This is a genomic window from Kangiella shandongensis (assembly GCF_020005365.1).
Lineage (GTDB): Bacteria > Pseudomonadota > Gammaproteobacteria > Enterobacterales > Kangiellaceae > Kangiella > Kangiella shandongensis.
Genome location: NZ_JACNML010000004.1, coordinates 162,975 through 186,103, shown reverse-complemented (window position 1 = coordinate 186,103; position 23,129 = coordinate 162,975). Strand labels below are relative to the sequence as shown.

The window sequence follows — 23,129 nt, the reverse complement described above, 5'->3', positions numbered from 1 at the left end:
TTAAGCATTCTCTCTTTCTGCGATCAACTGCTCATCAATTTTCTTCGCAGCCTTAAAAGCAGGCCTCTTAGCCAATCGAGCTGCATATTCTTCAAACCCTGGGCGCTTATCAATACTACCAAACTCTAGTCCCCAGCCAACATGTGAACCGACATAAACATCAGCGGCTGTAAATTTTTCACCAGCGATATATGGCGTGCTCTGCAATTTCTCCGAAAGAACGTCTAAAACGCGCTCATAGTTCCCATAACCAACCATTCGCTCCTGCTCCTCTTTTACCGATACGTTCAAAGAACGATTAACGATGGCAGCTTCCAATGGGCCGGCGCTGAAAAAGAGCCAGCGATAGTAGTCAGCACGATCATCCAACGCAGGAGCTAACTGAGTCTCAGGGAAAGCATCGGCTAAATAAGCACAGATAGCGGCGCATTCGGTAACAACTTTGCCATCATGAACAATGGCCGGAACTTTACCCATTGGATTGATTTTTAAATACTCGGCGGCCTTCATTGAAGAGCCATACTCTAGAATTTCCTGTCGATATTCAACGCTGACTTCTTCAAGCATCCAGCGTGCAATTTGGGCCCGTGATTGAGGGTTGGTGTAGAAGATAAGGTTACAGTCCGTAGAGGTTGTCACTGGCATGCGAGCTCCTTGTAAATTAATAAAACAACTCATGTACTTTACACGAGAGCATCATCAAAAAGCCACCCGCAAAGGTGGCTTTTATTAACGGTGTCTAATTGTGTTTAGTTAAGGTCGAAACGATCCAGCTGCATCACTTTTGCCCATGCACTGACAAAGTCATTCACAAACTTTCCTTTAGCATCATCAGCTGCATAAGCTTCAGCCACAGCTCGCAATTCAGAGTTTGAACCGAAAATCAGATCTACCGGTGTCGCAGTCCATTTTAGTTTACCCGTTTTACGGTCATGCCCCTGATAAACACCATCAGTATCCGACTTGGACCATTTGGTATCCATGCTTAATAAATTAACAAAGAAGTCATTACTAAGCTCTCCAGGCTTATCCGTAAAGACTCCATGAGCTGCACCACCAGTATTTGCGTCAAGCGTGCGCATACCGCCAACCAGAACCGTCATTTCCGGCACAGTCAGTGTCAACAAGTTCGCTCTTTCTACCAACATTTCAGCAGGGCCTAGTCGGCTGTCTTTATGAAAGTAGTTACGGAAGCCATCGGCTTTTGGTTCCAGCACCGCAAATGACTCAACATCGGTTTGCTCCTGCGTAGCATCAGCACGTCCTGGCTCGAAGGGTACCGTGACGTCATAACCTGCATCTTGCGCTGCTTTCTCAATCGCCGCCGCACCACCAAGCACGATAACGTCCGCCAGAGATACCTGCTTACCACCCGATAAGTCGTCGTTAAAGTCCTGTTGTATTGATTCGAGCTTCGCTAAAACCCGTGATAATTCTTTCGGATTATTTACAGCCCAACTCTTTTGTGGCTCTAAACGGATACGTGCACCATTGGCACCACCACGCATATCGGTACCTCGGTATGAAGCAGCTGCAGCCCAGGCGGTTCGTACCAATTCAGGAATCGATAATCCCGAATTCAGAATTATTCCTTTTAGATCTTCAATGTCACCTCTATCAATTAGCTGATAATCCACTTCAGGGATCGGATCTTGCCACATCAAGACTTCATCCGGCACATTATTGCCAACGTAACGGGCACGAGGCCCCATGTCACGGTGAGTCAGCTTAAACCAAGCTTTAGCAAAAGCCAGCTCAAACTCTTCAGGGTTTTCCTGGAATCGCTTTGCGATCTTGCGATATTCAGGATCGACCTTAAGTGATAAGTCTGTAGTGAACATAATCGGGGCGTGACGCTTACCCTCAATATGTGCGTCGGGCACTAAGTTCTTGCCTTCGTCATTAGCTGGGACCCATTGTGTAGCGCCTGCCGGACTTTTCGTCTGTACCCATTCAAAACCAAACAGGTTGTCCAGATATTGTGTGGTAAAAGCTGTGGGATTCACCGACCAGGCCCCTTCCAGACCACTGGTAACCGTATCTTCGGCATTGCCTTTGCCGCACTTGTTTTTCCAGCCAAACCCTTGTTCTTCAACGCCGGCAGCAGCTGGCTCAGGTCCAACACAATCATCCGGTTTATGGGCACCATGTGCTTTACCAAAAGTATGCCCGCCAGCAATCAATGCCACCGTTTCTTCGTCATTCATTGCCATCTGACCAAAGGCTGTACGAATATCTTTCGCTGCTAATAATGGATCAGGCTTACCGTCCGGTCCTTCAGGATTAACATAAATTAAACCCATCTGTGTCGCACCAAACGGCTTTTTCAATTTACGGTCTTTGCGGTCACCATGAAAGCGATCCGCTGCCAGCCATTCGTTCTCAGGGCCCCAGAAAACTGTATCTGGTTCCCAGTCGTCTTCTCGTCCACCGGCAAAGCCAAAAGTTTTAAAACCCATGGACTCCAGTGCCACATTACCGGCGAGAACCATCAGGTCAGCCCATGAAATTTTACGGCCATATTTTTGTTTCACTGGCCACAGTAAACGCCTTGCCTTATCCAGGCTGACGTTATCCGGCCAACTGTTCAGTGGCTCAAAACGCTGCTGACCGCCACCAGCACCACCGCGACCGTCTGAAACTCGATAGGTGCCTGCACTATGCCACGCCATGCGAATAAAAAAAGGTCCATAGTGACCATAATCTGCCGGCCACCATTCTTGTGAGGTCGTCATTAAGGTTTCAAGCTCTTTCTTAACTTCATCAAGATCTAGCTTTTTAAATTCTTGGGCATAGTTAAAATCATTACCGTAGGGATTAGATTCTGGGGTGTGCTGACGTAGAGGCTCAAGATTCAATTTCTCTGGCCACCAATTGTGACCTGTCATGCTTTGTTCCTCAGCATTAGCAGTACTTATCATCGCTACGGGCGATAATGTCACCGCTAAAGACACGAGGAATGAGATTGTTTGTTTACGCATATAGTTGACTCCTTTGATTTATCACCCAAAGTACTTATCAAGTATAGCGCTAAGCCGTTGACTCCTAGATTTTTATATACTATAGACTACATAGAATCTCTTAATCAATAAAACTAATGCAAAAAAGGACTCATATCAAGACTTATTATCCTTGGTAGTTATAGCTCCCCCAGGTCTGTAGAACGCTTGCGTAAAGAGCAAGAGCAAATAAGATGAGCCTTGTTTAAAAAGGTATCAGCCTATATCCTCAGTAAGAATTGTTAAAATGGAAAAAGACCGACCAAAGTCTTGAGGAGTGAACCTTGGAACCACAGTTCTGGCATGACAAATGGCACGACAGAGAAATTGGCTTTCATGAAGGCAAGGCTAATGCTCTGCTGGTTAAACATTTCCCATCCCTGCGCTTAAACCCGGGATCCAGGGTGTTTGTCCCACTATGCGGCAAAACTCATGACATACACTGGCTATTGTCGAAAGGCTGTCATGTTATCGGTGTTGAATTAAGTGAAACGGCAATCAAGGAGCTTTTTGATGAGTTAAACTTGAAACCGAAGATAACAAGCCTGGATAACCTGACGCTCTACCAAGCTGAAAGGGTCAATATTTTTGTAGGTGACATTTTCGAGTTAACCCCGGAGCAGCTGGGCGATATAGATGCTATTTATGACAGAGCAGCCCTGGTTGCTCTGCCAGGAGAATTGAGACAACGCTATACTGCTCAGCTCGAAAAATTAACTCACAAAGCACCACAGCTTGTCATTACTTTTGAATATGACCAAAATGCCATGAGTGGCCCGCCTTTTGCGATTAGCGAACCAATGCTCAAGAGCTACTATGATAATAGTTACGCTGTAAAACACTTGGAAACTGAATCGGTCGAAGGTGGATTAAAAGGCCAGGCTGCAGCTGATGAAGCCATATGGTTGCTAAGTCCTCATAACTAAATCACGCGATGAAAAATGCTATTACTGGATATCATAAAGACGAGCATAATGACTGGGTTGCAGAATTAGCCTGTGGACATTTCCAACATGTTCGTCACAAGCCCCCTTTTATTAATCGCCCCTGGGTAGAGTCAGAGCAAGGCAGAAATCAAATGTTGGGCGAGAAGCTAAATTGCGTAAAATGTGATGAAGACGCTCCCAGGGATTCTGGCTAATACATAGTTTGTACTTTGTTACAGTGAGAAACCTTAAGCACTCCAATCGCCGTTTTGAGTTTGATAACCTATTTTTACTCTTGAAGCGCACTAAGGGCTCAAGGAATGAAACGGTTTATAAGAATTTTATCATTGCTGCTAATCGCTTTGATGATCACCTTAACTTTGCTGCTGATCACACCGGTTGAGGAAGCCCCGTTGGTTGGCACTGATAATATCAATACCTATGTGTTTACTGGTTCAAGCCTGCACGATGAATTGAAGTACCTGGTAGTGTCGGGCTTAACCAGCTTTGAAGCGATTCGTAGCGCTACTTACATTCCAGCTACGTTTGCCAACAGAACAGAGGATTTAGGCAGCATAGAGCCGGGTAAGAAAGCCGACTTGGTATTGCTCAATTCAAACCCTCTCGGTGACATAGAAAATACTCAGGATATTGAAGCCGTATTTCTGGACGGCCGATTGTTTGATAAGACCGGGCTGGAGCAACTCGAAGAGTATACCGAAGAAATGGCTGACAGCTATCGCTTAAATCTGAAACTGTTATATGAACTATTTTCGAGTCCACTGATGCGCAAACAGATGGCTGATTGATGATTGTGACCGGATACCAATATCAACAATGCCCTACTAATGTGTCAGAAATAACTTATAATGACATTACTTTTATTTATCTAGACTAGAATTATGAGCCAATTACCCAACTGTCCTCAGTGCGACTCCAGCTACACTTACGAAGATCAAAATATGTATGTTTGTCCTGAGTGTGGTCACGAATGGTCACAGAATGCAGCAGACAACGCCTCTGAAGAGCCTTCAATTAAAGATTCCAACGGTAACGTATTGCAAGATGGCGATACCATTACGGTTATTAAAGACCTTAAGATTAAAGGTTCCTCTCAGGTAGTAAAAGTTGGAACCAAAGTTAAAAATATTCGTCTGGTTGATGGTGACCACGATATTGACTGTAAAATTCCAGGGATTGGAGCCATGAAACTGAAGTCTGAGTTTGTGAAAAAAGTATAACGTTTCTCGCAAATAATCTGTCCTTGGAAGGACGCTTAATATCCTAGTGATGGTTGTCGACCATCACTAGGAACCTACTCTAGTTTAGATCAAACAAACTATCATCAAAACTTTGGTTATAGAGTACATCCGCTTTCATTTCAAAGCCTATATCGCCACTTTCTAAATACTGAGTAACGCTGATGGCCATGGGTAGTTGACTATCAGGCTGCACCCAAACTTCGGTCTTGATGCTCTCCTGCTCAATTAAATACCCCGTCAGCTCTGTACCTGAAATATTTTTAGTCCCGATTGGCTCTGCACTTTCTGGATCAACATTAAGAATGAGTTTGCGCCAGTATAAAGGATCTTCCTGAACGCTTTGTGCAGTAGCATTCGGCTCGAAAGAAAATGGAACACTCTCGCCAGAAGCAGGTAATTTCATAACTCCCCTTCCTTCCCCAATATTCATAATATTAATGAATGAAGGAGTTTGCGTGTTATCTAAAGAGTAACTTTCCATTCGTAACTCTCCACTTGATCGGTAATAAACCCTGATGTCCATCAAATGCATACCAGCATTGGTCATGGTGGCTTCATAGAAAAAATTACTGACCTGTTTTAACTTTGAAGCCATGCTCGCGAAAGATACCTGCGGTGAGGCGCTGAATAAAAACAGTACCAGTGCAAAGCTGGCCGCAGCCCCCATAGAGCCCACGATTTTCAGCGGCGACTTGATAAAGTTACTCTTAAACCACTGCCCTAGCTTCTGCCCCGGGGATATTTCATTTGTACGCCCTGCCTCAGCTTCTATAGCATTAATCAGGTTCAACTGTACTTGCTCTGTATTTTGTTCCGATGCTTGTTGACGCTGCATGGTTTGTACCATCTCATCCAAACGTTGCTCAGTTTTAGATTTCATGCTTATCTCCTGAATGTTGTTGATTGACGATTAACTCAGCCAACTTTTGTCTGGTTCTATTAACTATAATGCCTACGTTGCTAACGGTGATGCCTAGTTGATCGGCAATTTCCTGGTAAGTAAACTCTTCAACAAAACGCAACACAAATACCTCAGACTCTCTTGCTGTAACATGGGTTAAGGCTTTACGCAGCTGGTGTAGATCCTGCTGCAGAGACACCTGTTTTTCTGGTAAATCAGCGTCTGTATTTTCAGAAGTACTTAAATTAATATCGGATATACTGTTTTCAGAAAGGCGGCACTTTTTACGCAATAAATCCAGACTTGTCGAAGCAGCCATTGTGGTTAAATAAGCGGGCCAGTTTTTTACTTTGTCGAACGCCTTAGGTGCTTTCTTAAACAGCTTCATATAAACATCCTGCACCACATCTTCGGCATGATGACTATCGCCCAAAATTCGGTACGCTGTAGAAAAAACCTGCCGTCCATATTGGTTTGCTAATGTAGCAATGTTCCGCTTTTGTCGTTTGTTCAACTAACTTCTCCTTTAGTGACCTCACTAATACTGACGAAGCCAAAGACTCTTTTCTTACATAATTTCCGTTAAAACCTTTCCATGGTAACTGATAGCTCTTTTCAAAAATGGTATAAAGAGGGGTAATACCCAATAATATGAAGCAATTACATTATGCCTCAACCATTTCACCTAGCAATCCCAGTACATGACCTGGCTCAGGCTCGCAAGTTTTATGGAGAATTACTTGGATTTAACGAAGGACGTTCCAGTGAGCACTGGATTGATTATGACTGCTTCGGGCATCAGCTGGTGGTTCATCTTGATAAGGCCATGGAAATCAAAGCTTCAAATAAATCAGCCGTTGATGGCCATGGTGTGCCAATCCCCCACTTCGGTGTCGTTCTGGACATGGAATCATGGAAGCAGCTGGCTGAACATTTAAAGCAGAACAATATAGCCTTTGTTATTGAGCCTTATATTCGCTTTGCTGGTAAACCCGGCGAACAGGCAACCATGTTTTTCAATGACCCTTCAGGCAATGCTCTGGAGTTTAAAGGCTTTAGTCGTATGGATGATCTATTTAAAAGCTAGCCGAGATGCTTATAAAACAATAACTCGTTATACTGAAATTAGTCGTTGAATCCTAAAGGAGGTTTAGTATGGAAATTGAAACTCACGGTTTACACGTCGGTATCGAGCGTCACGATAATAATTTCTTTTTAAGCTTAAAAGCCAAGGGCAAACTAACTCACGAAGACTATCAGACCATGATGCCAATGATCGACTCCGCATTACAGTCTGTGGTCAATCCAGAAGTTGATGCATTAATAGATGCTACCGAGTTTGAAGGCTGGGAAGCAAGAGCTGCCTGGGATGACCTCAAACTCGGTTTAAAGCATGGCAGTAAATTCCGTAAGATAGCAATATACGGTAATAAAGATTGGCAACAAACTATTGCCAAAATTGGCAACTGGTTTACTTCAGGCGAAGTGAAGTTCTTTAAAGATATTAAACAGGCCTTAAACTGGTTGAATAAAGACAGATAAACGCTACGAAGGTGCACTATGAGTTACAAACAACCCGAAGGAAACCATGGCAAGACTTACGTTGGGGCTCTTTTAGGTATTGGTGTCGGCGTCGGCGCTTTTTTTGGTATCATTTTTGACAATTTACCTCTCGGTGTTGGTTTAGGTGTTGTTTTTGGCATAATTATAGGGATCGTGCTGGAGACCAAGAACAAAAATGCTCCCAAAAGCGATTAACCGGTCTCTACCAAGCCATGATCAACAGTTAGACATAAGTCGCGATCATGGTCTCTTAGTTAAGGTAAGCTAGTCCAATGCATACAGCGAAGAACTAAGGAGCCTCTTATGACTCGTTTAACGTCAGTTGTTATAGCTATTCTTGCCTCTACTTTGTTGGCCTCCTGCGACAAAGATGACGCCGATTCAAAGCAGACGCAATCAGCCACCCAGAACCAGATGACTTCCCAGTCAGTCACGACCAAGAAAACACCAAAAGACACGGCTTGTGACAACGCCTTAAAAGGCAGTGTGACATTTATTATTTGTGATAATGCCACTATTACTGAGCTCGATAACACCATCAATGAAGTCTACCAACAGGCTCTTAGTCAAACGGACACTGCAGGTAAGTCTATGCTCAGGGAAGCTCAGCGCGGCTGGATACAAGAGCGTGACGAGTGTTGGAAAAGCAAAAATAAAGTTCAATGCGTTGAAAATACCTATCGCCAACGCATCGCCGAACTGCAAGTACGCTATCAACTGGTCGATTCGCACGGTCCATTCCAGTTCACTTGTGAGAGTGACCCTGCCGATACATTTAACATCACCTTCTTCCAGACCGAACCGGCAACGCTGATTGCTGAGCGAGGCGATCAGTCTTCCCTGATGTACAGCGTCCCCAGCGCCAGCGGGGCCAAATATCGAGGCCGGAATGAAATTTTCTGGGAACACCAGGGGGAAGCGAAGATTCAATGGGGCTATCAGGCACCCGAGCTCACCTGTAGAAAACATGAGCCTTAACCATTAACCCATGCTATCTGGTTCTTTTCTTCTCCCTATCAGGTTTCCCTTGCTCGCTACAATTCGTTAGAATAGACGCCTATTTAACCAGCTGAAGAACCATTCTTCGGCTGGCAACTTGTTTAACAATAACCAGGCGACCTATGGGCATCCAGATAAAGACTCCTGAAGAAATAGAAAAAATGCGAATTGCTGGCCGTTTAGCGGCTGAAGTTCTCGAAATGATAGGTGAGCACATTAAAAAAGGTGTCTCCACAGAAGAGCTCGACAACATCTGTCACGAATATATCGTACACAAGCAAGGCGGCTACCCCGCGACCTTGTACTATGGCGGTTCGCCCTATCCTGTAGACTTAGATGATGAAGGAAACCCTACTCAGGCACTGACTGGTGGCGGCTATCCAAAATCCATCTGCACTTCGGTTAACGATGTGGTCTGCCACGGAATCCCAAACAAGAAGCCTCTACGCAATGGTGATATTCTGAACATTGACGTCACTGTCATTAAAGACGGTTATCACGGTGATACCAGTAAGATGTTTGTGGTTGGAGAGCCGACGCCACAGGCCAAGAAACTAATCCAGACCACTCAGCAAAGCCTCTACAAGGCCATCAAAATGGTTAAGCCAGGTGCCCGACTGGGCGATATTGGTTACGCTATTCAGAAATTTGCCGAAGGCAAAGGGTATTCCATTGTCAGAGAATATTGCGGACACGGCATCGGTGCTAAGTTCCACGAAGAACCACAGGTAACTCACTACGGACGCCCTGGTACTGGCGTGGAGCTGAAAGAAGGCATGACGTTTACTATTGAGCCAATGGTGAACGCCGGTAAACGCCACGTCAAACACAATAAAAAAGACGGCTGGACAGTGCTGACAAAAGATAAGTCACTCTCTGCACAGTGGGAGCATACGTTACTGGTCACTGCCGACGGCGTTGAAGTATTGACCAAGCGTCAAGAAGAATCATTCTAAAGCAGGATTACTGAGTGGCGAGTCCTGATAAATATAACTACCTTCCGAAAGCAGCCGAGCTGGTCAAAAAAAGCCAGTCGGCCGAAGGTGTCGAGCGGTTAAAAGTATATAAAAACTACCTGCAAGCCGGCCTCGACGCACTGACCAAGCAGTTCCAGAAAGGCACCAGTATTATTCAATTGCTGCGCGCACGGAGTGCCTTGATGGATCATATCCTTGCTACCAGCTGGTCACAGTTTGCCGTCAATAGCTATTCCGCCTTGATTGCAGTAGGCGGGTATGGGCGTGAAGAGCTACAGCCCTTTTCCGACATCGACATCCTAGTGTTACTGAATGAAGACAGCAACGATGAAAGCTCTCAAAGTCAAAATTTAGAGCTAGAAGCGTGGCTCGCTTTCCTATGGGATATTGGTCTCGAAGTTGGTCACAGTGTTCGCACCATTGCTCACTGTGAAGCTTTGGCTTTAGAGGATATCTCCGTAGCCACCAATCTGATCGAATCTCGCTTTATCTGTGGTAACCGCCGTCTGTTAAGAAGTCTTAACGAGCGCATTAAGCAGCCCAGCTTCTGGCCTTCTGAGAAATTCTTTCAGGCCAAAGTTGATGAGCAGGTAGCCAGACACATTAAGTTTAAAGAGACCTCTTTCAATCTTGAACCGAATATCAAGTCAAACCCTGGTGGCTTACGCGACCTTCAGGTTATTCAATGGATCACCCTAAAGCATTTTAAAAGCAGCAGTCTACACGATCTCATCAAATACGGCGTTTTCACCCGCCGCGAATATCGAAGTTTACTTAACGGTCAGCAGTTTTTGCATCGCGTGCGCTTTGCGCTGCATGTGCTCACCGGTAAACGGGAAGACCGGCTGCTGTTCGAACATCAGAAAAAAGTCGCCGAGTGGCTCGGTTTTGAAGACCATGATAACAAGCTCGCTGTGGAGCACCTGATGCAGCGATATTATCGTGCAGTCATGATCATTCGTAACCTCAATGAACTATTCCTCCAGATTTTTGAGCAAGAGTATCTCAAACTAGGTCAGGATGCCGACTTTATCGATTTGGACGAAGACTTTTACTTACACAACCAGCGTATTGGGATTAAAGAGCCGGATCTGTTTTTGCGCAAACCGCATGCGCTGATCAAGATTTTTCGTCATATCGCTCTCAACCCTGAAATTATTCAGATCGAAGCCAAAACCATGCGCAAGATCCGCTCCAGTCAGCAGATGGTTAATCGCCAATATCGTCGCGATCCGATCAACATCAGTTACTTCAAAGAGTTTTTGTCGACCAAGCAGATCACCAGCCGGGGTTTTGCGCTGATGAAGCGCACCAATATCTTAGGCGCCATGATTCCTAAATTTGCCCAAATTGAAGGGCAAATGCAGTTTGATCTGTTTCATGCTTATACAGTGGATGAGCATACGCTATTTTTACTGCGCTATATTATCCGCTATAACAAATCAGAATTTCATCACGAGTTCCCGTTATGCCGCAAGATTATGAAAACGCTGGTGGATCCCACGCCATTGTATCTTGCCGCTATTTTCCATGACATCGGCAAAGGTCGTGGCGGCGATCACTCAGAACTGGGCGCTGTCGATGCCTTAGAGTACTGCAATTCCATCGGTCTGGAAAAACATATTGCCGAACTGGTGTCCTGGTTAGTAAAAAATCACCTGATCATGTCACTGGTAGCGCAGCGAAAAGATATTAGTGATCCCGATGTCATCGAAAGTTTTGCCAGTAAAATCCCATCCATTCTGCATTTAGAGCTGTTATACGTTCTAACGGTTTCAGATATTCGCGCAACGAATCCAACACTGTGGAACTCCTGGAAAGAGTCCCTGCTGAAGGAATTATTTCTGGCGACCAAACACTATCTGACTCAGTCGACGCCACGCGCCAATCAGAACGAAATGATGGAAGATACCCGCCAGCAGGTATTGGAACAATTTACCAAAACCGGCGATTCAATCGAGCCAGTCAGAGAGTTGCTGACAGAACTGGGGAATGACTATTTATTACGTTATCACCCAGAGCAAATCATCTGGCAAACAGAGCAACTGCTATCACAGCCAGAATTGCCTTACGTCGCGATCAAAAATCATCGCTCCCAGGCCGGTACCGAAGTCTTTATTGCAGTCGAAGATCAGCCGGACTTATTCGCCGCCATCACGGCTCTGCTTAGCCAAAACCATCTCAATATTCAGGCGGCAACCTTATTCACATCACCTAAAGGCTTGTGTCTGGACACCTTTATCGTATTAGATGAGCAAGGCCACCCGCTATCTTATGAACAACGAATTCAAGAAATTCAAGACAACCTGATCGATGGATTATCCGATATGGAAGGCCGTGCCGGCTCTGTCAGCCGTGCCGTGCCGACTCGTCTCAAATACTTTACTGTAAAAACCCGGATCAAATTCATCAACGACAACACCAGCCCGTTTACCACACTCGAAATAACGGCGCTTGATCGGCCAGCCCTGTTAGCAAATATTGGTCAGGCATTCCGCGACTGTGATATCGAAGTGCACTCGGCAAAAATCGTTACTTTAGGTGAGCGCGTTGAAGATACCTTTACCATCAGTGATCGAGACAATAAACCGATCACCGACGAAAAACGAATAGAAAACATTAAGCATCATCTTGAGCAAGCAATTAATGCTTAACATTATTTGAGGAAATATTATGTCTTTGCAAAACACCATTGAGCAAGCATTTGAAAATAGAGCAACCTTATCACCAACGACAGCTGTAGCAGAGATTAAAGACGCTGTCAGTGAGGCACTTAATCTACTAGACTCAGGTAAAGCCCGTGTTGCCGAAAAGCAAGGTGACGAGTGGGTCGTAAATCAGTGGCTGAAAAAGGCGGTCTTACTATCTTTCCGCCTTAATGACAACAAAGTCATCGACACAGGCTTAGCACAGTTTTACGACAAGGTACCCATGAAGTACCAGGGTATGACTGAAGAAGAGTTTAAGTCAGGCGGTACCCGTGTCGTGCCTCATGCCATTGCCCGCCATGGCTCGTACATTGCCAAGAATGTGGTATTAATGCCAAGTTATACCAATATCGGCGCTTACATTGACGAAGGCGCCATGATTGACACTTGGGCCACGGTCGGCTCCTGTGCGCAAATTGGTAAAAACGTTCATCTCTCTGGCGGCGCAGGCATTGGCGGCGTTTTAGAACCACTACAGGCTGGCCCAACGATCATCGAAGATAACTGCTTTATTGGCGCACGCTCGGAAGTCGTTGAAGGCGTGGTTGTCGAAGAAGGCTCGGTATTATCAATGGGAGTATTTATCAGCCAAAGTACTAAAATCTACAACCGTTTGACTGACGAAGTCAGTTACGGTCGTGTACCAGCGGGGTCGGTAGTAGTCCCAGGCAGTCTGCCATCATCGTGCGGGAAATACAGCCTGAGCTGTGCCGTCATCGTCAAGCAGGTTGACGCTAAAACCCGTGCAAAAACCAGCGTCAATGAATTATTGCGCATGGATAAAGAATAAATCAGGTTAAGAGAGAAGTATCATGGTAAAAATCTACGGAATTCCTAACTGCGACACCGTCCGAAAAGCAGTAAAGTGGCTAGAAGTGAACGACATTGAGCATGAGTTTATTGACTATCGCAAGAATCCTTTGGAGCGCTCTGTCCTTGAGAGCTGGGATACAGCCATTGGTTGGGAGAAACTGTTGAACAAACGTAGTACCGCCTGGCGCCCATTAGATCAATCAGTTAAAGATAATATCGATCGCGACTCTGCAATTGACTTGATGCAGGAAAAAGTCACTCTTATTAAACGCCCCGTTCTGGTCAAAGATAACGAAGTACACTTAAGCTTTAAACCTGAACAATACGCAAGCATTTTTAACTAACTAGAAGAAAGCCACTATGATCACCGATGTTCTGGATCTAGCCAAAAACCTGATTAATCGCGAGTCTGTTACTCCGACAGATGCGGGTTGTCAGAAACTCATGATGGAAATGTTGACTCACTATGGATTCGACAACGAAATCATGGACTTTGAGGATACGCAAAACTTTTGGTCGGTACGCAAGGGAGCATCGGCAGGTCCAGTCTTTGTTTTTGCCGGTCATACCGATGTGGTGCCAGCGGGCAACCCCGGTGATTGGCATACCCCGCCTTTTGAAGCTACTGAAAAAGAAGGTTATCTGTTTGGCCGTGGTGCTGCCGATATGAAAGGTAGCCTGGCTGCTATGGTAGTCGCCACAGAGCGGTTTGTTAAAGACTACCCTGACCATAAGGGTTCTATCGCCTACCTTATCACCAGTGATGAGGAAGGGCCGTTTATTAACGGTACCGTTCGTGTGGTAGAAGAGTTAATGAGTCGCCAACAACCGCTGGATTATTGCATTGTTGGGGAGCCATCAAGCACAGCGCAACTAGGTGATGTGATTAAGAATGGCCGTCGTGGTTCATTAACGGGGTTCCTTAAGATAAGGGGACAGCAAGGTCATGTCGCCTACCCGCACTTAGCCGACAACGCTATCCACAAGTCGTATCAGGCACTGCATGAGCTCGCCGAGACTCACTGGGATCATGGTAACGACTTCTTTCCACCAACCAGCTTTCAGATTGCAATCGAACAGTCTGGTACGGCGACCAACGTTATCCCAGGCGAGAAATATGTCGAGTTCAACTTTCGCTATTCTACCGAGTCAACAGCTGAAGGATTAAAACAACAGGTCATCGATATTCTGGATAAGCATAAATTAGACTATCAGTTGGACTGGAAACTTAATGGTGAACCATTCATAACGGAGCAAGGAGCATTACTGGAAGCATCCAAACAGGCAGTTCTGGATGTTTGCAAAATCGATAGCCAGGCCCTAACCAGTGGCGGGACGTCCGATGGTCGATTCATTGCTAAAACTGGGGCCGAAGTAGTCGAAATAGGTCCAGTTAACAAAACCATCCACCAAATTAATGAGTGCGTCAACATTGACGATCTCTACGCTTTAGTCGACATTTACTATGGTGTGTTAAAGCGTTTACTGACAGACTAACGGCAAAATTTAGTATGACAATCACTAACTCTATGATGACACCAGAACAACTCATCGGCCTCAACCAGGATCATTTGCTGCATATTGAAAACAACAGCGAACTACTGGGTCAAAAATTTCAATGCCATCACGAAGTTCTGATCCCATTAGCCAAGTTAATACGTCAATCTGAAATTGATGGCATTCCGCTGCGGGTGGTGAGCAGTTATCGCAGCTTTGAGCGGCAGGCAGAGATTTGGAACTACAAATTTAACAACGACGTCGAGCTCAATTTACGTGATGGCACTAAGGTCAACTCATTTGAGTTATCCCCCAAAGAGCGCATAAAAGCCATTCTGCACTACTCAGCCATACCGGGTACCAGTCGTCATCACTGGGGCACAGATTTTGATATCTTTGACGCCTCAGCTGTCGCTCAGGGATATGACGTTAAGCTGGTTGAAGAAGAGTTTGCTACCGGCGGGCCCTGTTCACAACTGGACGAGTGGCTGGACTTCAATCTGGAAACATTCGGCTTTTTCCGTCCTTATCGTGAAGATAAAGGTGGCGTTGCCTGTGAGCCCTGGCATATCAGTTACCGCCCAATCGCAGATAAAGCGCTCGAAGAATTTCCCTTAGAATTGCTGAAACAGGTCTTGAGTGAAAAGAATATTGGTGGTAAAGATGAGTTATGCTCTCGTCTCGAGAGCTTGACCAGAAAGTACGTGTATACTATCTGTAACGATTAAAGGAGCTTGCCATGTGGAAAGCCATTTTAGTGACATTACTCATCTTCGCCATTATCGGTGCCACCCTGTTTGTACTGAAACGGAACAATAAATTTAAGGTTCCTAAAGGCGTCAAACCACAGCCTTATAAAAACGATGAGGATGATTATTAACTTATTTTTCTAAAAACTTTTTAAAGATAGCCTTTGCTTCATCACTACTGAGCAACTCGGAGAAACTTCTAGCCTCACGCTCTATCGCTTTAATCACCAGACCAGAGTTTGAGCGGAGTAGCTGTCGACTAACCCGTAATGCATGCACTGGCTTTTTCGCCAGCTTCTCAGCCTTCTCCTGTGCCACAGCCATATAGTGGCTCGGATCAACAACATCGTTGATAATGCCCAGCTCTTTAGCTTTTTCGCCATCAAAAGGCTCCGCTAACAGCAACAGTTCAGCCGCTCGAGCATAACCCAGTTGGCGAGGCAGCAGGTAACTTGAACCCGCCTCGGGACACAAGCCCAAATCAACGAACGGTAAACTAAAATAAGTATCTTCGGTGGCATAAACCAGATCACAATGCAGTAATAAGGTCGTACCGATACCTACGGCAGGCCCGGAAACTGCGGCAACCATGGGTTTATCAAAATTCGCCAACTCGTGCAGGAATGTTAGAATGGGCGAGCCTTCCTCAAGAACCGGCTGTTGTAAAAAGTCAGCAATATCATTACCAGCACAAAAACAGCCTTCACTGCCTTTAAATAAAGCGACTCGAACTTCATCATTACGCTTCGCACTCGCCAGCTCATAACTCAGGGCACGATACATATCCGTCGTTAACGCATTCTTTTTATCTTTACGCTGGAATTCGATATGCAGTACGTGATTGATAATTTCTGTAGTGACAAGCTTGGACATCGAACTTATTCCTTCTTCTCGGTTGAGCGTAAAAGATAACATATCCAAGACGATAGGTTCATCAAAAAATTGGGCCGCAAGAATGCAGCCCAACCCATTGAAGTTATTTTTCCTGATTAAAACCGCCGCCGAAATCCCCTTCCATCTGCGCCGCAATGTACGCCAGTACAACGTAAGCTGCTGTATTCTGGTTCAAATGCTCAGGGTTTATTTTGTCTAACGTGTCATTAGGTGTGTGGTGGTAGTCGAAGTAATCAGTGCCATCTTGTCGAAGTGAAAATACGGAAATCCCCATCTTACGCAGCGGAATCAAATCAGGACCTCCGCCAGCTTCATTGTTCCCATACTCAATCCCTAGAGGCTTAAGAATTTCTGCAATTTTCTCGACTACTGGCAACGCATCTGGCTTCACTTTCGAATCGATACGCCAAATTGGACCAGCGCCGAAGTCCGACTCTGCAGCGGTAATAATATGATTCAGTTCACCTTTGTAAGCCTGTGCGTAGGCCTTGCCGCCGACTAAGCCCTGCTCTTCATTAGCAAACATAATCACTCGAATAGAGCGCTTTGGACGCTGTGGTAAACGAGCGATTAACTCTGCTGCTGCCGTGGTAATAGCGATACCAGCACCATCATCAATAGCTCCGGTTCCCAAATCCCATGAATCCAAATGACCGCCGATAATGACGTATTCCTCCGGTTTCTCGCTTCCTGTGATTTCGCCAATCACATTATGGCTGGTGTATTCGCCGCCCTGCTTCGCACCAATAGTCATTTTCACAGAAACAGGTTTGCCGCGACATAGCATGTTTTCCAGTAAATCCGCATCTGGCGCTGATAAGGCTGCTGCTGGGATCTTGTTAACGTCTTCCTCGTAACGCATCAAGCCCGTATGTGCCATACGATCACTATCAGTACCGATTGAACGAATAAGAATACCCACAGCGCCCTTTTTGGCAGCCTCTGAAGCGCCTGTAGTACGAGCCGAAACTGCTGGACCATAGCCGGAGCCGTCCTTCGCCCGTTTCATGCGTTTATTAATAAATACAATTTTTCCCTTTGCCGATCCTTCAGGCGATTTTTTCAGCGCTTCGAGACTCTCAAACTCGATAATTTCTGCACTTAAACCATCGTCTGGCGTAGCAACACTAAAACCCAGGGCAGTAATCACCAGTGGCTGAGGGTATGGCGCAACAACTTCAGCAGTTTCGATGCCTCGCTTCCAGGTGGGGAACGTCACTGGCTCGGTCCATACTTTATCAAAACCTAGCGACTTTAATTTCGCCACACCCCATTTTACGGCGGCAGCATCTCCAGGGCTTCCCGCCATGCGCGGCCCCACTTCAGTAGTCAAAGATTCAACAATCTCATAACCTCTAGACGTTTTCAGTGCTTCATCACGCAGCTCGGCAGCAGTAGCCAAATCGGTTTCGCTAATAAAAGGTGTTTCAGCGGCAATTGCTGAGTTATTAAATATTGGCGTAGCAATAACAACCACCACCAACATCAGGGATTTTAATGTCATAGTGACCCCTTAAATTTATATAAACAACAGTTAATGTTAGTCCCAGTTCTTTGTTATTCCTGGTATCCCCGCTGAAGATAAACACAGGTCATCTTGTCATTGACAGCAATCGGCAGCAAAGGCTAGAGTAAACCAATGACCATAGCGAGGAAAAATGCATGTCTACCATATACGATTGCTCTGCGGTTTTAAATAACGGGCAGGAAATTTCCCTCAGTGACTACCAGGGAAAAGTGTTACTGATTGTTAATACAGCCAGTGCCTGCGGATTCACTCCGCAATACGAAGGATTGGAGAAGCTGTATCAACAATTCAAAGGTCAGGGACTGGAAGTATTGGCGTTTCCCTGTAACCAGTTTGGCAAACAGGAATCGGGTACTGACGAAGAAATAAAAGACTTCTGCGATCTGAACTTTCATATTTCATTTCCGCTGTTTCAGAAGATTGAAGTCAATGGCGATAATACCCACCCCATCTACCAGCGACTGAAAGCAGAGGCTCCGGGTATTCTGGGTTCTAAAAAAATCAAATGGAACTTTACCAAGTTTCTGGTCGATCAAAACGGTAAAGTCATTAAGCGTTACGGCTCGGTCACCAAGCCGGAAGAACTGCAGGATGAGATTAAGGAATTGCTGTAATGCCTGAGTTAAAAGATAAAGTCATTATTATTACGGGAGCCAGTCGCGGTATTGGCCGTGCTATGGCACTGACTTTTGCTAAAGAAGGTGCAATCATCGTCATCGCTGCAAAGTCAGATAAGCCACACCCCAAATTACCCGGCACCATACATACGGTGGCTGAAGAAGTTGAGCAGGCAGGCGGAAAAGCCATACCGGTAGCACTCGATGTTCGGAAAGAGTTGGCAGTCAAAAAGCTTTGTGACGAGATAGGACAGGAATTTGGCCGTATTGATGCCATTATTAATAACGCCGGAGCGATTAGTCTCACCAGTGTCGAAGACACATCTCCCAAGCGCTATGACTTAATGCAACAAATTAACTCCAGAGCCGTTTATTGCTTTGGACACTATGCGCTACCTTATTTAAAGCAGTCAAAGAACCCGCACATCCTTAACCTCTCACCGCCAGTGAACCTGAGAGAAGAATGGCTAAAAGACTTTAGCCCTTATACTCTGTCTAAATATGGTATGAGTATTTTAAGCAAAGGCATGGCTGCCGAGTTTAAGGAATACGGTATTGCGGTCAATACACTTTGGCCAAAAACGTACATCGCAACAGCCGCGATTGAATTTGCCGTCGGCGATAAAGAAACTTTAAACTATGCGCGCAAACCGCAAATCATGGCAGATGCAGCCCAAGTTATTCTGACTCACCCGAGTAAGGATTACACGGGGCTATGGTTAATCGATGAAGAAGTTCTCAAGGCCGGCCGCATCACAGATTTTAGTCAATACGCTTATAACCCTGACTTCGAAGATAAAATCAAACTGGATTTGTTTTTAGATTAATTGGCATGTAGCTTGGAGAGCGAGCTCATCAAATGACTAAGCTTTCCAACTCAACCATGTTTTTCTACCTGCTGGTTAAATTTTCGGTGTCAATCTCCGCACCATCCGCCTTATCGTTATCATTAGCCTCTGGCAGGACAGCCAGTTCAGGTTTGTTTTGATAGACAGTCCTAACACCACCTGCTTCAGGGATATTAGAGCGATCAGAAAAGTGCGATTTAATCCTAAAAATTGAGGCGCGATCTTCTACTTCCACATAAGATTGGTGGACGTATTTAGCATAAATATAACGCTCATTATCTGCGGGGTAAGGTTTATTCTCAAGTACCGAATCAGCATAATCCTTTAAGTCATCTGGAACATTATAGTCACGGCCAGCAGGTAGAGTGGCAAAAGGGACGCCTGCAAGCGTTGCTTTACGATGCATTAAATGTAAATAAACATTGGACAATTCTTTTTGTACGCTTTTGGTTCCATACAGCCAAGTGCTACCATTATGATGCTTTTCTGAAAGTGTGTAGCCAAGTTGTTCATACTCCGTTTTGATCACTTCCAGCTCAGAAGAAGTAAGATGCTCAACAATCTCTAGGTCATAATAACTTCTATCAAATGTTTTGATCTTAACAATTAAATTTTCAACCTCGGAATCCTCTTTTTCATTACTGTAACCACCTCCAATATCCGAATGTACTCCAATAAACGTCTGCTGCTTTAAACGCCCACTATCTTTAGGTTCGAGACTCGTTAGCGGGAAGTTCTCGCGGATCTCGTCTCTGGCTACCAGCTGTTCAATGTATTCAGCAGAAGAACCACTTAAATGAAAGTTAAACGGCTTAACAAATTCTTCAAAGTAGGGTACCTCAATTTCCATGCCGTCTAAAGGGTTGGCCACTTCTCGTTTTGTGCCCTTGTACTTTTTAACCTTATAGCGATTAATATTATCGCCAGCGCCATCCTTAACGCCAGTGTCATCCTCATAACCCGCTAGCCCCTTATAACTTAAAGCAAACGAGGCTACCGTATCGAATAGCCCGACAAAGCCTACCTTCACATCAGGGCCTGCCGCTCGATCATGCAGCTCATTGACAAAGTGTCTCGCCTGAGCCGCGCCGCGGCTAAAACCAAAAACATCGACAATAAACTCTTTCGCGCAGGGCGTTTCATCAAAAAACTCTGCGACTTCCTTAATCGCCTCATGTGTCCGCTCAATACCTCCTCGCCCCATCGACAAACCCGCCAACTCATTTCCTGCGCGATCTACGGTTCCCACACCATTTTATATTTAATAATTTGCTTTTCATCATCTTTGTTTTCATACCACTCTGATAACTTCGCAATATTAGAGGCTTTACATTTCGCCATATCGTTAATTTTATTATTACCCGTGCCATCAAAAAAGACACCAACGCGCAATACCCAAGGGCATGTGCTGGGTAAGCGATTGGGGCTTTGTCGCTTTTTATTCATAACCTAACTCCTTGTTTTGTGGTGCCCCTGGATACCAGCGGTCATACACCTCCAGTGATGTCGAGTAACCGCCAAGCTCTTCCACTCGCTTCCGGTGTGCAATGCAATCCAGTTCATAGTCTTCACCTTCTTTAAAGTGGCGATAGCGCGTCACTTCTTCGTCAGTTTTATAACCCTGTCCTTCGGCTAAAATCATCACCTCTTTCTGCGATTTCGGTGATGGGGTATCAGCTAACTTAATCCAGACTTTATGGTTCGGACGAAAATCGATAATAAAGTAAGACTTATCAATTCCATATTTATTCTTGGGCCAAGGGGGATTGATCAGTAATTGATTGATGATCTGCTTATCCGGTAGTTCAACCTTGGCTTTCATACGCGCCATTTTTTGCCATGAATACCATTGCAGCTCAATAAACTCCTGTGGTGCAGGCGTATCATTGGGTACTGAACCAGTTCTGCGCGAACCGTTAATATTGCCACCGCCACAACCTACTACCCCAGTTGAAGGCGCGTACCATTGACCATCGACAATGATTTTTTCTAAAATAATACTCGCCTCTGCATTACTGTTTGAACCAAAGTTAAAGTGGCTACCATTCGCTTTTGGCCCTAGCTCAGAACAAGCAGATACCGCTAACAGACTTAATACCACTATTAATAGTTTTCTCATTCGTTTTCTAACTCCTTGTTTTGTGGTGCGCCCGAATACCAGCGGTCATAGACTTCCAGTGAAGCTGAATAACCGCCTAACCTTTCTGTTTCTTTCCTGTATGAAACACAATCCAACTCATAATCCTTACCCTCCTTAAAGTGACGATAACGGGTCACTTCTTCATTGATTTTATAACCCTGTCCTTCGGCTAAAATCATCACCTGCTCCTGAGAATCTGGATGGGCGGTATCGGCCAGTTTTATCCAGACTTTATGGTTCGGACGAAAATCGATAATAAAGTAAGATTTATCAATTCCATATTTATTCTTAGGCCAAGGAGGATTGAGTAGTAACTGGTTTATCATTTTTTTATCTGGTAACTCAATTTTGACCTTCATCCGAGCTTTTTCCTTCCATGAATACCATTGCAACTCAATAGTTTCCTGTGGCGCAGGTGTACTTTTAGAGACGGAGACGGAGCCAGTACCAAGCGCGTGATTACCTCCGCTACAACCGTATGTTCCTGTAGAAGGCGCGTACCAGTGACCATCCACAACAACCTTTTCAAGAATAATACTTGTTTCAGAGCGGTTTCCTGCACCAAAATTAAAATGACTACCATCCGCTTTTGGCCCTAACTCTGAACAAGCAGAGACCGACAAAATGACCGTCATAATCAACACAAAAGAAAATATCAACAGGGAGAACTTATGTTTGGGGCTATCCATATTTCAATGCTCTTACTTATTTCCTGAGTTTCAACAATGACCCATAAATACTTATAAGCTAAATAGAAGTAAGCCTAGCGATATAAAGACTCGGTTTTAATTTTGAGAGTAACGACTTTCTTTTATAAGATACGTGAAGAGCTTCACAGAACAAACTAAGATTTATTTGAAAATGCCTATTGATGTAACTACTGCAAGTGACTGAAATCACTAAAACTTGACGTGATTCCACTTCAACAATGTTGTTGCTCTTATGTTCCCAAAAAATTGTTTCTTAGAGTAAAGATTCAATAAGCTGCATGACTACTTGTGATATTTCATCATAAAAGAAAAGTGCAGCGATTATCATAGCGAGCACTACCATAACGCCAAACCTGCTACCTGAGTCCCGCTCAACCACAGGCAAGTTATCATACCCTGAAGGTTGTGGGGTATCTTCATATGGAATATCACGAGGCTCAATACCCAGTTGTTCAGTCTCACCCTCTGACAAAGTACCGTCACTGAAATTCTCAACGACTTCTTTTACCGCATTAACTTCTGGTGTTTCAGCAGACAAATAGATGTAACTAATTTCGTTGCGTGTACTTTCGTAACCGACTTCGATAGCCGTTTCTCCACGCTTCCAGTAATAAGCTCCCTGCTGGCGATTTTGTCCATAATCGTTACCCAAAATTCGCGTAAGTTCCTCAAAACTTCCGTCCAGAGTTACACCATCAATAACCGGACCAATTTTTTTGTTAGTCGCCACGGTATGATTAACTAGGGTGATTCCACTAACAACAAAATCTCGAGGTTGATTAACCACCGCTGACTTTGGTGACAACTGTTTAACAAACTCCACTTCTAAGGCACAATCATAAAGTTCAAGGCTACCCAGTGTTGCACCACTTCCTTTATAAATGATCACTGAGTCCCATGCGACACCATGATGGCTAAAAAAGTGCTGAACGTTCTGACTGGAAGCTGACTGCCCAATGAGAGAGAGATAATCAATTGAACTCATAATATTACAACAA

The 23,129-nt window shown here is 44.8% G+C and carries 28 protein-coding genes; 17 read left to right on the top strand and 11 right to left on the bottom strand.

Annotated elements, in window-relative coordinates:
• Nucleotides 1-645, bottom strand: coding sequence for a glutathione S-transferase family protein (locus H7708_RS05960; protein ID WP_223669563.1), 645 nt, complete (start codon nt 643-645; stop codon nt 1-3).
• Nucleotides 646-749: 104 nt separating this feature from the next.
• Nucleotides 750-2,981, bottom strand: coding sequence for a catalase/peroxidase HPI (gene katG, locus H7708_RS05955; RefSeq protein WP_223669562.1), 2,232 nt, complete (start codon nt 2,979-2,981; stop codon nt 750-752).
• A 302-nt stretch (nt 2,982-3,283) separates the two neighbouring features.
• On the opposite strand from katG, the gene tmpT reads away from it, so the two are divergent.
• From tmpT to H7708_RS05935, 4 genes are all read left to right on the top strand, one after another.
• The gene (gene tmpT, locus H7708_RS05950; RefSeq protein WP_223669561.1) at nt 3,284-3,925 is read left to right on the top strand and encodes a thiopurine S-methyltransferase; all 642 of its coding nucleotides are present in this window, start codon (nt 3,284-3,286) and stop codon (nt 3,923-3,925) included.
• A gap of 8 nt (nt 3,926-3,933) precedes the next feature.
• The gene (locus H7708_RS13470) at nt 3,934-4,140 is read left to right on the top strand and encodes a DUF3565 domain-containing protein (protein ID WP_223669560.1); all 207 of its coding nucleotides are present in this window, start codon (nt 3,934-3,936) and stop codon (nt 4,138-4,140) included.
• Between the two features lie 105 nt (nt 4,141-4,245).
• On the top strand, nt 4,246-4,734 hold the full coding sequence (locus H7708_RS05940; RefSeq protein ID WP_223669559.1) for an amidohydrolase family protein: 489 nt from the start codon (nt 4,246-4,248) through the stop codon (nt 4,732-4,734).
• A gap of 93 nt (nt 4,735-4,827) precedes the next feature.
• A complete protein-coding gene (locus tag H7708_RS05935; RefSeq protein WP_223669558.1) occupies nt 4,828-5,166 on the top strand; it encodes a zinc ribbon domain-containing protein YjdM in 339 nt (112 codons plus the stop codon).
• A gap of 79 nt (nt 5,167-5,245) precedes the next feature.
• On the opposite strand, the gene H7708_RS05930 is transcribed toward H7708_RS05935, so the two are convergent.
• Together H7708_RS05930 and H7708_RS05925 are read right to left on the bottom strand one after the other, a co-directional pair.
• Nucleotides 5,246-6,067 carry a hypothetical protein gene (locus H7708_RS05930; protein WP_223669557.1) on the bottom strand — a complete coding sequence of 274 codons (822 nt, stop codon included), beginning with the start codon at nt 6,065-6,067 and terminating at the stop codon, nt 5,246-5,248.
• Nucleotides 6,057-6,602: an RNA polymerase sigma factor gene (locus H7708_RS05925; RefSeq protein ID WP_223669556.1), complete on the bottom strand. Its 546-nt coding sequence runs from the start codon at nt 6,600-6,602 to the stop codon at nt 6,057-6,059. The genes H7708_RS05930 and H7708_RS05925 overlap by 11 nt, the downstream gene beginning before the upstream one ends.
• A gap of 153 nt (nt 6,603-6,755) precedes the next feature.
• Here H7708_RS05925 and H7708_RS05920 point away from each other — a divergent pair, with 153 nt between their 5' ends.
• The 11 genes from H7708_RS05920 to H7708_RS05870 all read left to right on the top strand — a co-directional run bounded on the left by H7708_RS05920 (nt 6,756) and on the right by H7708_RS05870 (nt 15,525).
• Nucleotides 6,756-7,175: a VOC family protein gene (locus tag H7708_RS05920; protein ID WP_235727528.1), complete on the top strand. Its 420-nt coding sequence runs from the start codon at nt 6,756-6,758 to the stop codon at nt 7,173-7,175.
• A 68-nt stretch (nt 7,176-7,243) separates the two neighbouring features.
• Nucleotides 7,244-7,630 (top strand): SpoIIAA family protein, encoded by a 387-nt coding sequence (locus H7708_RS05915; protein ID WP_223669555.1) that lies wholly within the window; start codon nt 7,244-7,246, stop codon nt 7,628-7,630.
• A gap of 18 nt (nt 7,631-7,648) precedes the next feature.
• Nucleotides 7,649-7,846 (top strand): hypothetical protein, encoded by a 198-nt coding sequence (locus H7708_RS05910; RefSeq protein ID WP_223669554.1) that lies wholly within the window; start codon nt 7,649-7,651, stop codon nt 7,844-7,846.
• A 108-nt stretch (nt 7,847-7,954) separates the two neighbouring features.
• Nucleotides 7,955-8,629 (top strand): MliC family protein, encoded by a 675-nt coding sequence (locus tag H7708_RS05905; protein ID WP_223669553.1) that lies wholly within the window; start codon nt 7,955-7,957, stop codon nt 8,627-8,629.
• A gap of 143 nt (nt 8,630-8,772) precedes the next feature.
• Entirely contained in the window at nt 8,773-9,606 is an 834-nt protein-coding gene (gene map, locus H7708_RS05900; RefSeq protein WP_223669552.1) for a type I methionyl aminopeptidase, read from the top strand.
• Between the two features lie 14 nt (nt 9,607-9,620).
• Nucleotides 9,621-12,281: a [protein-PII] uridylyltransferase gene (glnD, locus tag H7708_RS05895; protein WP_223669551.1), complete on the top strand. Its 2,661-nt coding sequence runs from the start codon at nt 9,621-9,623 to the stop codon at nt 12,279-12,281.
• Between the two features lie 19 nt (nt 12,282-12,300).
• On the top strand, nt 12,301-13,125 hold the full coding sequence (dapD, locus tag H7708_RS05890) for a 2,3,4,5-tetrahydropyridine-2,6-dicarboxylate N-succinyltransferase (RefSeq protein ID WP_223669550.1): 825 nt from the start codon (nt 12,301-12,303) through the stop codon (nt 13,123-13,125).
• Between the two features lie 22 nt (nt 13,126-13,147).
• Nucleotides 13,148-13,492, top strand: coding sequence for an arsenate reductase (locus tag H7708_RS05885; protein ID WP_223669549.1), 345 nt, complete (start codon nt 13,148-13,150; stop codon nt 13,490-13,492).
• Nucleotides 13,493-13,511: 19 nt separating this feature from the next.
• Complete coding sequence (gene dapE, locus H7708_RS05880) at nt 13,512-14,645, top strand: succinyl-diaminopimelate desuccinylase (RefSeq protein ID WP_223669683.1); 1,134 nt, start codon at nt 13,512-13,514, stop codon at nt 14,643-14,645.
• Between the two features lie 14 nt (nt 14,646-14,659).
• A complete protein-coding gene (locus H7708_RS05875) occupies nt 14,660-15,373 on the top strand; it encodes a M15 family metallopeptidase (protein WP_223669548.1) in 714 nt (237 codons plus the stop codon).
• An 11-nt stretch (nt 15,374-15,384) separates the two neighbouring features.
• On the top strand, nt 15,385-15,525 hold the full coding sequence (locus H7708_RS05870) for a hypothetical protein (protein WP_223669547.1): 141 nt from the start codon (nt 15,385-15,387) through the stop codon (nt 15,523-15,525).
• A 1-nt stretch (nt 15,526) separates the two neighbouring features.
• Here H7708_RS05870 and H7708_RS05865 read toward each other — a convergent pair whose 3' ends face one another.
• Together H7708_RS05865 and H7708_RS05860 are read right to left on the bottom strand one after the other, a co-directional pair.
• Nucleotides 15,527-16,267, bottom strand: coding sequence for an enoyl-CoA hydratase (locus tag H7708_RS05865; RefSeq protein WP_223669546.1), 741 nt, complete (start codon nt 16,265-16,267; stop codon nt 15,527-15,529).
• 103 nt (nt 16,268-16,370) lie between these two features.
• Nucleotides 16,371-17,792 carry a M20/M25/M40 family metallo-hydrolase gene (locus H7708_RS05860; protein WP_223669545.1) on the bottom strand — a complete coding sequence of 474 codons (1,422 nt, stop codon included), beginning with the start codon at nt 17,790-17,792 and terminating at the stop codon, nt 16,371-16,373.
• 158 nt (nt 17,793-17,950) lie between these two features.
• Between H7708_RS05860 and H7708_RS05855 the strand changes: the two genes are divergently transcribed.
• Nucleotides 17,951-18,430 (top strand): glutathione peroxidase, encoded by a 480-nt coding sequence (locus H7708_RS05855; RefSeq protein ID WP_223669544.1) that lies wholly within the window; start codon nt 17,951-17,953, stop codon nt 18,428-18,430.
• Entirely contained in the window at nt 18,430-19,260 is an 831-nt protein-coding gene (locus H7708_RS05850) for an SDR family oxidoreductase (RefSeq protein WP_223669543.1), read from the top strand. Before H7708_RS05855 ends, H7708_RS05850 begins: the two co-directional genes overlap by 1 nt.
• Nucleotides 19,261-19,324: 64 nt before the next feature.
• Here H7708_RS05850 and H7708_RS05845 read toward each other — a convergent pair whose 3' ends face one another.
• From H7708_RS05845 to H7708_RS05825, 5 genes are all read right to left on the bottom strand, one after another.
• Nucleotides 19,325-20,530, bottom strand: coding sequence for a phospholipase effector Tle1 domain-containing protein (locus tag H7708_RS05845; protein WP_223669542.1), 1,206 nt, complete (start codon nt 20,528-20,530; stop codon nt 19,325-19,327).
• A complete protein-coding gene (locus tag H7708_RS05840) occupies nt 20,518-20,727 on the bottom strand; it encodes a DUF2235 domain-containing protein (protein ID WP_223669541.1) in 210 nt (69 codons plus the stop codon). The genes H7708_RS05845 and H7708_RS05840 overlap by 13 nt, the downstream gene beginning before the upstream one ends.
• Nucleotides 20,720-21,400: a hypothetical protein gene (locus tag H7708_RS05835; protein ID WP_223669540.1), complete on the bottom strand. Its 681-nt coding sequence runs from the start codon at nt 21,398-21,400 to the stop codon at nt 20,720-20,722. The genes H7708_RS05840 and H7708_RS05835 overlap by 8 nt, the downstream gene beginning before the upstream one ends.
• Complete coding sequence (locus H7708_RS05830) at nt 21,397-22,110, bottom strand: hypothetical protein (protein WP_223669539.1); 714 nt, start codon at nt 22,108-22,110, stop codon at nt 21,397-21,399. Before H7708_RS05830 ends, H7708_RS05835 begins: the two co-directional genes overlap by 4 nt.
• A gap of 274 nt (nt 22,111-22,384) precedes the next feature.
• Complete coding sequence (locus H7708_RS05825) at nt 22,385-23,116, bottom strand: hypothetical protein (RefSeq protein WP_223669538.1); 732 nt, start codon at nt 23,114-23,116, stop codon at nt 22,385-22,387.
• Nucleotides 23,117-23,129 lie beyond the last annotated feature (13 nt).